The sequence below is a fragment of the Alicyclobacillus sendaiensis NBRC 100866 genome (genome assembly GCF_001552675.1).
Classification (GTDB): Bacteria; Bacillota; Bacilli; order Alicyclobacillales; family Alicyclobacillaceae; genus Alicyclobacillus; species Alicyclobacillus sendaiensis.
In genome coordinates, this window is record NZ_BCRQ01000004.1 from 33,072 (window position 1) to 45,640 (window position 12,569).

11 protein-coding genes are annotated in these 12,569 nt (G+C 66.4%); 9 read left to right on the plus strand and 2 right to left on the minus strand.

Annotated features, from left to right (window positions below):
• Positions 1–26 precede the first annotated feature (26 nt).
• The 5 genes from bshA to ku all read left to right on the plus strand — a co-directional run bounded on the left by bshA (position 27) and on the right by ku (position 7,261).
• Positions 27–1,181, plus strand: a complete 1,155-nt coding sequence (gene bshA / locus AS26_RS01585; RefSeq protein WP_062305587.1) for an N-acetyl-alpha-D-glucosaminyl L-malate synthase BshA — start codon at positions 27–29, stop codon at positions 1,179–1,181.
• 4 nt (positions 1,182–1,185) lie between these two features.
• Positions 1,186–2,379 (plus strand): tRNA cytidylyltransferase, encoded by a 1,194-nt coding sequence (locus AS26_RS01590; RefSeq protein ID WP_245629550.1) that lies wholly within the window; start codon positions 1,186–1,188, stop codon positions 2,377–2,379.
• Positions 2,366–3,367, plus strand: coding sequence for a biotin--[acetyl-CoA-carboxylase] ligase (locus AS26_RS01595; RefSeq protein ID WP_062305590.1), 1,002 nt, complete (start codon positions 2,366–2,368; stop codon positions 3,365–3,367). Before AS26_RS01590 ends, AS26_RS01595 begins: the two co-directional genes overlap by 14 nt.
• 183 nt (positions 3,368–3,550) lie before the next feature.
• Positions 3,551–6,409 (plus strand): helicase C-terminal domain-containing protein, encoded by a 2,859-nt coding sequence (locus AS26_RS01600; RefSeq protein ID WP_062305591.1) that lies wholly within the window; start codon positions 3,551–3,553, stop codon positions 6,407–6,409.
• Positions 6,410–6,436: 27 nt separating this feature from the next.
• A complete protein-coding gene (gene ku / locus AS26_RS01605; protein ID WP_062305592.1) occupies positions 6,437–7,261 on the plus strand; it encodes a non-homologous end joining protein Ku in 825 nt (274 codons plus the stop codon).
• A 5-nt stretch (positions 7,262–7,266) separates the two neighbouring features.
• Here the strand turns inward: ku and AS26_RS01610 are convergent, their stop codons facing one another.
• On the minus strand, positions 7,267–8,211 hold the full coding sequence (locus tag AS26_RS01610) for an ATP-dependent DNA ligase (protein WP_062305594.1): 945 nt from the start codon (positions 8,209–8,211) through the stop codon (positions 7,267–7,269).
• Between the two features lie 60 nt (positions 8,212–8,271).
• Here AS26_RS01610 and AS26_RS01615 point away from each other — a divergent pair, with 60 nt between their 5' ends.
• From AS26_RS01615 to AS26_RS01630, 4 genes are read left to right on the plus strand one after another with little or no spacing between them, the layout of a single operon-like run.
• On the plus strand, positions 8,272–9,189 hold the full coding sequence (locus AS26_RS01615; RefSeq protein ID WP_062305595.1) for a DNA polymerase domain-containing protein: 918 nt from the start codon (positions 8,272–8,274) through the stop codon (positions 9,187–9,189).
• Between the two features lie 35 nt (positions 9,190–9,224).
• On the plus strand, positions 9,225–10,022 hold the full coding sequence (gene mtnP, locus AS26_RS01620; RefSeq protein WP_062305596.1) for an S-methyl-5'-thioadenosine phosphorylase: 798 nt from the start codon (positions 9,225–9,227) through the stop codon (positions 10,020–10,022).
• Complete coding sequence (gene mtnA / locus AS26_RS01625) at positions 10,019–11,050, plus strand: S-methyl-5-thioribose-1-phosphate isomerase (RefSeq protein ID WP_083515944.1); 1,032 nt, start codon at positions 10,019–10,021, stop codon at positions 11,048–11,050. Before mtnP ends, mtnA begins: the two co-directional genes overlap by 4 nt.
• 19 nt (positions 11,051–11,069) lie before the next feature.
• Positions 11,070–12,386: an amidohydrolase gene (locus AS26_RS01630; RefSeq protein ID WP_062305598.1), complete on the plus strand. Its 1,317-nt coding sequence runs from the start codon at positions 11,070–11,072 to the stop codon at positions 12,384–12,386.
• Here AS26_RS01630 and AS26_RS14380 read toward each other — a convergent pair.
• Positions 12,383–12,550, minus strand: a complete 168-nt coding sequence (locus tag AS26_RS14380) for a hypothetical protein (RefSeq protein WP_169793462.1) — start codon at positions 12,548–12,550, stop codon at positions 12,383–12,385. The genes AS26_RS01630 and AS26_RS14380 overlap by 4 nt on opposite strands.
• Positions 12,551–12,569: the final 19 nt, after the last annotated feature.

Consider the following 12,569-nt stretch of genomic DNA (forward strand, 5'->3'; position numbering starts at 1 on the left):
GGGGCCGGCAGAAAGGAGATACGCCGTTGCGCGTAGGGATCAGCTGTTATCCGACGGTGGGCGGGTCTGGCGCGGTGGCGACCGAGCTCGGCAAGGCGCTCGCGCGCAGGGGACACGAGGTGCACTTCATCGTGACCGATGTGCCATTCCGGCTCGGCGCGTTTGTGGAACACGTGTACATTCACCAGATCGAGCCCATCACTTATCCAGTGCTCAAGACGCCACCGTACGACTTTGCGCTCGCCAGCCTCATGGCGCGCGTGGCCGACGAGTACCAGCTCGACGTGCTGCACGCGCACTACGCCCTGCCGTTTGCGGTGTGTGCATACCTGGCCCGAGAGATGGCGACGCATCCCATCCGCGTCGTCACGACCCTGCACGGCACCGACATCACGGTGTTGGCTCAGGATCCGAGCCTCAAGTCCATCATCAAGCTCGGCATTGAGCGAAGCGACGCGGTGACGGCCGTCAGCCAGAGCCTGGTGCGGGACACGGCCCGCTTGTTCGAGACCGACAAACCAATTCGCTGCATCTACAACTTCGTCGATCCCGACGTGTTTCGGCCTGGGTGCGGCGGCGAACTGAAGCGTCACTTTGCGCCGAACGGCGAGCGCGTCCTCCTGCACATCTCCAACTTTCGGCCGGTCAAACGGCTTCCGGACGTGATCGCCGTATTCGAGCGGGTGGCCCGACGCATGCCCGCCAAGCTGCTTCTCGTCGGCGAAGGGCCCGATTGGGGGGCGGCCAAACGCCAGGTGGAGGAGGCGGGTCTCGAGGATCGCGTGCATTTCTTGGGGCGCCAGGACGAGGTGGCACCGCTTTTTGCGGCCGCCGACCTGTTCCTGCTGCCTTCTGAGAGCGAGAGTTTTGGCCTCGTCGCACTGGAAGCCATGTCGTGCGGCGTGCCCGTCGTCGGATCGACCGCCGGCGGCATTCCGGAGGTGGTGGTGCACGGGGAGACCGGCTTTCTCGCCCCGGTGGGCCACGTCGACGACATGGCGGACCTCGCTTGCCAGCTTTTGCAGGATGAGGCCATGTACCGAGCGTTCTCCGCGCGAGCCCGGGAGCGCGCGGTGCAGGCGTTTCACGTGGACGCGAAGGTCAGCGAGTACGAGGCTTTGTACCGCGAGGTGATGTCGGCTGAACGCGGCGAGCATACGCATCCCGGCCCCGGCGCGTGAAGTGATGGAAGTGCTCTGCCGCTCGGGATATGCGGCGTATCTCGTCGGCGGCGCAGTGAGAGATCTCCTGCTCGGGCGAACGCCTGCCGATCTCGACGTGGCAACGAACGCGCACCCGGAGGACGTGAAATCGCTCTTTGCCCGCACGGTGGACACGGGCATCCGCCACGGCACCGTGTCGGTGTGGTCCGCGGGCGTGTGGATTGAAGTCACCACGTTTCGAGCCGAAGGCCCGTACGGCGACGGGCGGCGCCCCGACTTCGTTCGGTTTGTCGACGACGTGCACGCGGATCTCGCGCGGCGCGATTTCACCATCAACGCCATGGCGCTCGACTTGCACGGCCGCCTCGTGGACCCGTTCGACGGCCGGGGCGATCTCGCGCGCCGGCTCCTGCGCGCGGTCGGCGATCCCGCCGCGCGTTTCCGCGAGGATGGGCTGCGCCTCGTGCGCGCCGTGCGGTTTTGCGTCCAGCTGGACTTGAAGTGCGATCCCGCCACGGAGGCGGCGCTCATCGAAACGGCGGACGCCATCTGTCCCATTGCCTTGGAGCGCATTGGGCGAGAATTAGAGCGTCTATCGCGCGCGCCGTGGCACGCGCACCTCGATGGGCTGGCTTCGACCCTTCTCTGGCGGCGAAAGGGAGAACCGCTCGCATGGCTGGAAGAGGGGTTCTCTTGGCTCGCGCGCGAGGGGCCCTTCTCGCTCGCCCCGCCCCCGGGCTGGCCCAGCGTGGCGCTTTGGTTCGTCGGTGTCGACGACGGCCCTCGGTGCGCTCGCCAGTTCGCCGAGTCGCTCGCATACGGCAAGGACATGGCCCGGCAGATCGAGCGCGCCGTGCGGCTCGTCCAAGCCTGGGTGCGGGGAATGGACGTGCCGTCGCCCGAACTGCTGTACGAGGCAGGGCGGGCGTCTGCCGAGATGGCGGCTCGTATGATCGCGTTTTTGGCGCGCGGCGACGTGTTCGAGGTCGCGCGGTGGAAGCGCGCCATCCGGGCGCAGCCGCTCTGGGATCGGTCCGATCTCGCCTTGCCCGCAGAGGAGCTCCTGGCCATGGGGTTTCGGGGCAAGGAGATTGGCGAATGTCAACGGCGTTTGGTGCGCCACATTCTTCGGGGTGAAATCGAGAATCAAGCGGACGCGCTGCGCCGCGAGGCGATGGCGCGCCGAGAGAGAGGCGATGACCATGGCCCAGGATGACACCCGCGTGCGGGATCAGCTGATTGAAGCCTTCCTTCTCGCCGACGGTCCCGTCTCGGGCGAGGAGCTGAGCCACCGATTGGGGCTGTCGCGGACGGCCGTCTGGAAGCACATCAAAGCGCTCGAGCAGCTGGGTTTCGCGTTCGAGGCGTCCCCCCGCGTCGGCTACCGGGCCGTGCGGATTCCGGACGAGCTGATGGCGCCTTTGGTTCGGCCCCACCTGCCGCCCGATTGCCTGCTCGGCTCGCCCATCTTGTGGGCGGAATCGCGGGCTTCCACGAACGAGACCGCCCTGGAGCTCGCGCAGAAGGGCCTTCCGCACGGTGCCGTCGTGACGGCCGGCGAACAGACCGGCGGACGCGGGCGGCGCGATCGCGCCTGGGCGTCGCCGCGAGGCGGCATGTGGTTCACGGTGTTCGTCCGCAACCCATGTGCGCTGCGGCACGCGCCCGATCTCACTCTGCTCGCGGCGCTCGCCGTGTGCCGCGCGCTTCGCGCGGACGGCGTGCCCGTCGAGATCAAGTGGCCGAACGACATCCTTCTCGGCGGCAGAAAGACGGGGGGCATCTTGGCCCAGATCCGCGCGGAGGGAGAAATGGTCGATCACGCCGTCATCGGCATCGGCCTGAATGCGAACTTTGCCCTGGAAGAGCTGCCTGAGGAGATCCGCGATCGCGCGACGACCATCCTCCATGCGACGGGGCGGCCTATCGACCGGCCGAAGGCCCTTGCCCACATCTTGGCGGAGCTCGACCGCCTGTATCGCGATTTGCGGGACGGGAGAGGTTTTCAAGCGGTTCACGCGGAATGGATCGCGCTTTGCTCGACCATCGGCCATGAGGTGGAGGTGGCGGTGGGCGACGAGCGCGTGCGCGGGATGGCAAGGTCCGTGGAACCCGACGGGAGTCTCGTGATTGAGACGTCGCCCGGCGTGACGCGAACCGTCGTGAGCGGCGAGGTGTTGTTCTCCGACCGCGAGCACATCTAGCCTCTTCGTCAGGATGCACGGCATGCGCTTGGCGTTTAAGCGCTGGCCTAGGAACTCGGCGGCGGTCGCGTGCGATGGCGGCGGGCGAAGTCGGCGCGGGATTTCCGGAGCAGGAAGACGCGCTGTCGAGTACAATGGAAGGGCAAGAGGGTCGGACAAACCGAGAATGGGAGTGCGAAGCGGGTGGAATGGATCATCGTGGATTTGGAGACGACGGGGCTTGATCCGGAGCGGGCGGACATCTTGGAAGTCGGCGCCCTGCGGGTGCGCGGCGGCGAGATGGTGGACGCGTTTCATGCCCTCGTGCGCCCCGAGCGTCCCATTCCCGACGACATCACCCGGTTGACGGGCCTGACAGATGCGGACGTCGCCGGCGCGCCCTCCGAGCGCGAGGTCCTGATGCGGTTTGCGGAGTTTGTAGGCGACGCGCCGATGGCAGGCCATCACTGGGCGTTCGAGCGAAGCTTCTTGCTCCACCGCGCCGCGCGGTACGGCTTGCCCCTCCATCCCGGGGATGGACTCTGTACGCTGAGCCTGGCGCGCATTTTGGCGCCGAGGCTCATGAGCCATCGGCTGGAGTACCTCGCGCGCCGCCTGCGCCTGCCCGCCGAAGGGAGCCACCGCGCGATGGCGGACGCGCGCACGGCACATCATCTTCTGGTCCGCCTCGAGGAGAAGGCGCGCCGCCTGCCGCCTGGCGTCCTCGAGCTTCTGGCCGGGCTCGCGGGCCTCTTCTCTCCGATCACGGCCGCCTGGTTCGAGCAAGTGTTGCGCCTGCATGAGGGCCCTCAAGCGGGAAGGCTCGAGGAGCGTCACGGCCTCTATTACACGAAGCCCGATCTTCCCCAAAAGGCCGACGAGCGCGCCGCGCCGCCCACGCCTGACCGCGCCAAGCTTGACGAGATCGTGCAGAAGGCCAAAGACCTCCTCATCCCGGGCGGCCCCTTGGCGACGTCGATGCCTGGTTTTGAAGCGCGCCCTGGGCAACTGGCCATGGTGGAGGCCGTCGCGCAGGCGCTGGCAGAGGGCAAGCATGCGATGGTGGAGGCGGGCACGGGGACGGGCAAGTCGCTTGCTTATCTCGTGCCTGCGGCGCTCATCGCGATGGCGACGGGGGAACCCGTGGTGGTAAGCACGCATACCCTTTCGCTCCAGGACCAGATTGCCGAGCGGGACTTTCCGCTGCTTCGGCGGATCTTCGGGGACGAGCTTCGGATGGTCGTCCAGAAAGGCCGCAACAATTACGTCTGCCTGCGAAAAGTGCGAAGTGAAGCGCGCCTTGCGACCATGGCCACGCCCGTGGAGGACATCCAGGGCATCATGTCGCTCCTGGTCTGGCTGACGGAAACGCCCGACGGCACGCGCGAGACGCTGTCCAAGTCGTCCGTGGGACCAGGGCTTTGGGCTCGCGTGCAGAGCGAGAGCGAGTCGTGCATCCATCGCCGCTGCCCTTTTTTCCAGCCTTGCTATTACTTTCGCACCAAGCAGGCCGCGCAGGCGGCGCATCTGATCGTGACCAATCACTCGCTCGTGATGTCCGATCTGAGCTCCGATCACCACGTGCTGCCCAAGTACGAGCATCTCGTCGTGGACGAAGCTCATCACCTCGAGGAACAGGCGACGAATCACCTCGGGTTCGAAGTCCACAGCGGCGTCATGGCGGCCTTGGCCCATCGCCTCGTGCGCGATCGCGGCCGGGCCGGCGTGCTGGCGGAAGTCGAGCGCCTGTTGGACGAGCTCCACATGCGAGGCGCCGTGATCGACGGGCTCGAAGAGGGCAAGGAATGGGTGGGGACGGTCGGCGCCGAGGTGGACGCGGCGTTCCAGGCCATCCAGGCGTACGTGCCGGCGGGGCAGTCGGAGGTGCGCCTCGACGGGGCGTGGCGGCAAAGCGAGTCGTTTCAGGCCTACCGCGAGGCTTTGGATCAAACGAAAGCCGGCGTGAAACGGCTCCAGGAGCTGCGCGCCAGGCTCGCCGACCTGGTCAAATCGCTGCCTTCCGACGATCACGTCGGGCGGGTCGTCGACGCCGTCGGCTTCCTCGGCGCTTGGCTGGACGGGATCGCCCGAATGCAAGACGTGTTGACCGAAGGCCCGGACGACGTCACCTGGGCGGAAGTGCAAACCGGCGGATCTCGAGCCCGGGTGAGCCTGCATCGGGCTCCTATCGACGTCGCCCGCGTGCTGAAGCAACACCTGTTCGATCCCCTGCGCTCCGTGATCCTGACGTCGGCCACGCTGGCCGTGAACGGCGAGTTTGAATTTGCCATTCGAAAGCTCGGCCTCGAGGAGCACGCTCGAGACGACCGCTTGATTGCGCGCACCGTCCCGTCTCCGTTTGCGATGGACAAGCAGGCGCGCCTCTACATTCCGAGCGATGTCCCGGACATCGCGTCGGCGCCGCCGGAAGAGGCGGCGAATTGGCTCACCGCGTCCATTGCACACCTCGCGGAGGCGTCCCGCGGCAGGATGCTCGTCCTCTTCACAAGTCACGCGCTGCTGCGCGAGACGGCGCGCCAGGCTCGTGGGCCACTTGCAGAGCGCGGTTTGAGCCTGCTCGCGCAGGATGTGGACGGGAGCCGCGCCGCGCTTTTGGAAGCCTTTCGCGCTCACCCGGAGAGCGTGATGTTTGGCGCGCAGACGTTCTGGGAGGGCATCGACCTCCCGGGCGATCAGCTGCGTTCGCTCGTGATCGTCCGACTGCCGTTTGCTCCGCCCACGCACCCGGTGACGGCCGCCCGGTTGGAGCGCCTCCAGGCGAGCGGTCAAAATGCGTTTCGCGCGCTCAGCTTGCCCGAGGCCGTGGTGCGGTTTCGCCAGGGCGTCGGGCGATTGATCCGCACGAAGCAGGACCGCGGCGTGATTGTGGTGTTCGACAAGCGCATGGTGACCCAGCGGTACGGATCGATGTTTTGGAAGTCCATTCCCGGCCTTCGCCCCCGAGTCATGCCGGAGCGACAGCTCGTGGAAGAGGTTCGGAAGTTTTTGCGAGACGCGCCTGTGTTCTCCGAGCATGGCGCGCCGGCTGCGCTCTCACCCTAAGCGCGTGCGCGAGGGAGGATGAGCGGCATGCACGCCATGTGGCGAGGGTCGGTGAGCTTCGGACTCGTGAACATTCCGGTGCGGCTGTACAAAGCGACGGATACGGGCGGCATTCACTTTCGGCAACTCCACAAAGCGTGTCGGACACCGATAGCGTACAAGAAGTTTTGCCCTCGCTGTCAGGTGGACTTGAGCCAGGACGAGATCGTCCGGGGCTTTGAGTACGCAAGGGGCGAATTCGCCGTGGTGGAAGACGAGGAACTCGCCGCGTTTCAAGGCCGCCGCGGAGAGACCATCGATCTCGTCCAGTTCGCCGACGCGGACGACATCGACCCGGTGCTGTTTCAGGGCGCGTACTACCTTGCGCCCGAGGCGAGCGGAAAGAAGGCCTACCGGCTGTTGTGGCAGGCGCTGCGAGCGTCGGGGCGCGTCGGCGTGGCCCGGATGACGCTGCGGAGCGCGGAGTCGCTGGCGCTCGTGAGGGCGAGCGACGCGGATGGGAACGTGTTGGTGGTGCACGCACTCGCCTGGCCGGAGGACGTGCGCTCGACCGCCGAACTCCCCTATGTTCAGGAAGCGGTGGACGTCGACGCGCATGAACTGGAAGTCGCCGAGACCTTGATCCGGCAACTCACCAAGCCGTTTGTGCCCGACGAGTATCGAGACGAGAGCAGGGCGCGGTTGGAGTCTTGGATCGCCGAGCGCCGCGGCGAGGCCGAAGCGAAGACCAAGGGCGCCGAGGCCTCGGGCGAGGTGGTGGACCTGATGGAGGCGCTCAAGAAGAGCCTGGAGCTCGCGAAACAGGACAAGAAGCCTCGCGAGGCGAAGCGGAAGAAGCGCAAGACATCCTGATTTCGTCACGGGTCGGCCTGCGCAAAGGCGCACGCCGCGGGCGTCGCAGGGAAGTCCAGCGCGGCGAGAAGGACCGGGTGGCGCATCGTCTTGTGGGGCGTCCATTCGGCAAAGCGAACTTTCACAGCGACGACGGGATGCGCGAACCGGCATGCGCTCACAGGCTTCGGTGCGCGGGCGAACGGTGGAATCGGTGTCTCGTGAGAGAGGACTCGGTTCACGACGTCGATCCATGCCCGGCGAGGCAGGCGGCCCGCTCCAGCGTTGCCGACGTGAAACAGGCGTGCCTGGTCGTCATACAAGCCGAGCATCAACGCATTCGGAGCCCCGTCCCGGTACAGGACGCCGCCGACGGCCGCGATGGCGTGCCGCGCGTGCTTGACTTTCACCCAACGCCCATCTTTCTGGCCCGGCGCGTAGGTGGAGTCCACCCGTTTGCACACGATGCCCTCAAGCCCCAGCTGCTTCGTGGCGGCAAACAGCGCCGCGGGATCCTCCACACCTTCCGTCGCGAGCACATGGTCCAGGCCCGACAGGTTCGCGAGCAACCAGTCGAGCCGTTTCGCCAATGGCCAGTCTCCAATCCACGTCCCGTCAATCCGCACGACGTCGAAGACGGCGTACCATACGGGTATCTCGGCCATCAGCCGCTCGATTCGGCGCGCTGTAGCCGCCTGGTCCCTGCGAAGCAGACGGTAAAAGTCGGGCTTGCCCCGCGTCAACGCCACCACTTCGCCATCGAACGCGCAGCCCCGGAACGGCCTGAGGGCTGAGACGATCTCAGGATATGTGTGCGTCCGCGGCCTTCCATGCCGATTCCAGATCTCCACGCCGTCGCTCGACACTTCGGTCACGGCGCGCACGCCGTCCCACTTGACCTGCGCAATCCACCCGTCTCCGGTGGGTACGATTGGGCTTGAAACGGGTTCGAACGGCCGAAAGAACGGCATGAAGGTCCCTCCCTCATAGCGACGGGTGCGTCTTGGCACCCTAGGCGAGAGGTGACGCGGATGAAGCGCTGCGAACGTCGGGCCACCCTCACGCATGGGGACAAGCTGTATTTTCCCGCTGTCGGGGTGTGCAAGCGCGACTACATGTCCTATCTTGCCCAAATCGGCGCACATCTCGTCCGGCACCTGCGACATCGGTCCGTCACGTTGGTGCGGTGTCCGGACGGAGTCGGCGGCCGCCGATTTTATCAGCGGCACCTCCCGCCGCACGCGCCGCCGACGCTGCCGCGGCGCGAGGTGCCAGGCGAGCGCCCGCTGATTGCGATTCCCGACGTGGAGACCCTCTTGTACTACGGCAATCTCGGCGCCATCGAATTCCACGCGGGTCTTCACCTCGTTCAGGGCCCTGGCGCAGGATGCCCGACGGCGCTCACGTTCGATCTCGACCCAACCGACCCGCACGACTTCGAGCGCGTGCGGGAGCTCGCCCTGCGCCTGCGCGACGTGCTTCGCGATCTCGGCCTCGACGGCATGGCGAAGACCACGGGGGCGTCCGGGCTGCAGGTGTGGGTTCCGCTTGAGGAGCCGCTTCCGTACGCCGTCACGCGGCCGGTGGTCAACTTCATCGCCGCCTACTGTGCGTCGCGCTGGCCGGGGCTCGCCACCACCGAGAGGCTCGTGCGCCATCGGGGGCGCCGGGTGTACGTGGACGCGCCGCAGCACGGGCCGACGCGTACGCTCATCGCGGCCTACAGCGCCCGCGCGGTCGATCGAGCCCTCGTGTCGGCGCCGGTGTCCTGGCCCGAATTGGAATCCGGCGTGTCGCCAGGCGCACTCGACATCGACGCGGTGCGCGACCGATTGGCGCGAGAAGGCGATCTGTTGGCGCTCGCGCCGCGCAACGCCGCCTCGCGGGTCCAGGCCGTCTACGACGCGCTCCCCTTACCTTGGCGACAAATGCGCGTCCGTTCAGTATAATCGAGGACAAGACTTACGGAGTGGAGGAACTCGTCATGCGTTACGGCATCATCGGTGGCACAGGCGTGTACCAACCCGGAGATCTGCCTGGCGCCACGCGTGAACGCGTACATACCCCGTACGGAGACGTCGAGGTGACCGTCGGAACTTACGAGGGCAAGGAAGTGGTGTTTCTCCCGCGCCACGGGAGCGGCCACAGTGTGCCCCCGCACCGCGTCCCCTATCGCGCCAACATTTGGGCTTTGAAGCAGTTGGGCGTCGAGACCGTGTTGGCGACGGCGGCCGTGGGCTCGCTCAACCGCCTGTTTCGGCCTGGCGATCTCGTCGTGATCGACGACGTGATCGACTGGACGAAAGGGCGGACCTCCACGTTCTTCGAGGAGGGGCCGGTCGTGCACATCGATTTTTCGGACCCCTACTGCGGCCGCGTGCGAAAGGGATTGATTGACGTGGCGCGCGATCTCGGCCTCCGCGTGCATCACGGCGGCGTGTACGTCTGCGCGGAGGGGCCCAGGTTCGAGTCCAAAGCCGAGATCGCCCTGTTCGCGCGCCTCGGGGGCGACGTGGTGGGCATGACGAGCATGCCGGAGGCCGCGTTGGCGAAGGAAGCCGAGATGTGCTACGCCACCGTGTGCATGGTGACCAACTGGGCGGCTGGCATGGCCGCGAAGCCGCTGTCCCACGAGGAGGTTCTCGAGGCGATGCGGGAGAACGTCGCGGACATCCGGCGGCTCTTCTTTGCTTATATCGCTCGCGACGCAGGAGTGCGCGATTGCGCGTGCAAAACGGCGGTCGGCGGCCAGGTGCCGCTCATGGGAGAGAGTGAGGCGTGAACGCCATCCGGTACGAGCCCGACCGGTTGATGTTGCTCGACCAGACGCGGCTGCCTCATGAGACCGTCTGGGTGACGTGCCGCACCGCCGAGGACGTCTACCAGGCCATTCGGTCGATGCAGGTGAGGGGAGCGCCGGCCATCGGGGCCGCGGCGGCGTTTGGCCTCGCGCTCGAAGCCCGGCGGCTCGCACCGGCCGAGGTGCGAGCCCGGCTGCCGGAAGTGGCGGCGTGGATGAAGACGGCTCGTCCGACGGCCGTGAACCTCATGCAGGCCGTGGATGAAGTCATGGCTGCGCTCGAAGAGGCGCCGCGGGGAGGAGAGGCGGACGCGCTCTACCAGCGCGCGGTGGCCATCGCGGAGCGCGACATCGAGACGAATCGACGCATTGGCGAGATCGGCGCGAAGTGGATTGCGAAACACGGCGGGCGCGTCCTGACGCACTGCAACACGGGTTCCCTCGCGACCGTCGGATATGGCACGGCGCTCGGAATTCTGCGGGCCATGCGAGACGCGGGCACGCTCGAACACGTCTACGTGGACGAAACGCGCCCGTATCTCCAGGGCGCTCGGCTCACGGCGTATGAGCTCCAGGAGGAGGGCATTCCCTACGACATCATCACGGACTCCACCGCGGGGTTCGCGATGAAGCTCGGCTGGGTGGACGTGGTGATTGTCGGAGCCGACCGAATTGCGAAAAACGGCGACACGGCGAACAAGATTGGCACCTACTCGTTGGCCGTCCTCGCCTCATTCCACGGCATCCCGTTTTACGTGGCGGCGCCCACGACAACCTTAGACCTGTCCACCCCATCCGGCGATGACATCCCGATTGAGGAGCGAAGCGCGGCTGAAGTCACGCATTGGATGGGGAGACCGATCGCGCCCGCAGGAGCCTCAGCGAGGCACTTGGCGTTTGACGTCACGCCGGGTCACCTCATCGCAGGCATCATCACGGAGCGCGGCGTCGCCCTGCCGCCCTACGGCGAATCGTTGGCACGGATCTGCGACACGCGCGGAAAAAGCTAGGACGAAGGGATGAAGGAGAATGGCACATGAACGAGCCGTCACCGTGCTCGAGGTGGGTGGCGCGGTGGTGGATTCGCAGACCGTGTATCCTGGCCCGGCGTACTTCGTGATCGAAGGTGCCAACGTCGTGCGCCACGGCCACGGCGACTATGAGCCTGAGCCGGGCGAGGTGGTGGTGCGGAGGTGGCGGAAGCGGAATCGAATCGCGATTCCGGGCCTCGTGAACACGCACGGCCACGCCGCGATGACGCTTCTCCGCGGTGTGGGCGACGATTTGCCGCTCATGACGTGGCTTCAGGAGCGCATTTTTCCTCTGGAGGCGCGTCTCACAGGCGAATGCGTGTACTGGGGTACGCAGCTCGCGTGTTGGGAAATGCTGTTATCGGGGACGACGGCCTACGCCGACATGTACATGATGATGGATCATGCGGCAGAGGCCGCGGCCGATTCGGGCATGCGGGCGCTCTTGTCCATTGGCCTGGCCGCCACGGACCCCGAGGTGCAGGCGGAAAGACTTGCGGCGAGCCGCGCGTTTGTCCAGGCTTGGCACGGAAAGGCGGACGGGCGCATTCAGGTGGCCCTGGGCCCGCATGCTCCCTACACGTGCCCCGAACCGTTTCTGTCGCAAATCGCCGATCTCGCTGCAGAACTCGGGGTAGGTATCCAGATCCACTTGAGTGAGACGCGCGGCGAAGTGGATCAATTTCTCTCGCAGGAGGGACTCACGCCCATTGGTTTGGCCGAGCGCGCAGGGCTGTTTCAAGTGCCGACGCTCGCCGCGCACTGCGTGCACGTGACGCAGAACGACATCGAGATCTTGAGCGCGCACGACGTCCGCGTCGCGCACAATCCGCAGAGCAATCTGAAGCTTGGCTCCGGCATCATGCCGCTCCCCGACATGTTGAGTCGTGGCGTGACCGTCGGGCTCGGCACCGATGGCGCGGCGAGCAACAACAACCTGGACATGTTTGAAGAAATGCGCCTGGCCGCGACGTTGCACAAGGGTGTGCGGGAGGACGCGACGTCCATCGACGCGGCCACGGCCTTCGCACTCGCCACGGAATGGGGCGCGCGCGCCCTCTTCCTCCCAGATGGCCACGGCACCCTGCGCGCCGGCGCGCCATGCGACATGGTCTTGCTCGATGCGCACTCGCCGCACTTTGCGCCCTCGCATGACCTGCTCTCGGATTTGGTGTACGCGGCTGGCGCCGACGACGTTCGAGACGTGATGATCGCGGGCGAGTGGGTCCTGCAAAACCGAGAGCCCACGGCGCTCGACGTGGAACGCATCCGATTCGAGGCGAGGCGGCTCAAGGACCTGTTGACGCGCGCTTAGTCGTCTTCGATCTCGCCGTGGACGTCGGGTTCCATCAGGTCCTTTTCGTCCAGGATGTCGGCCACGGCAATGTCCATGTACGCCTCAAGCACAAAGCGGCGGACGTCATCGCGCAACGACGTACGGTTCGTCCACGGGGGAATCGCCTCATCACGCTCTGTCATATGCCCACCTCCCCGTATC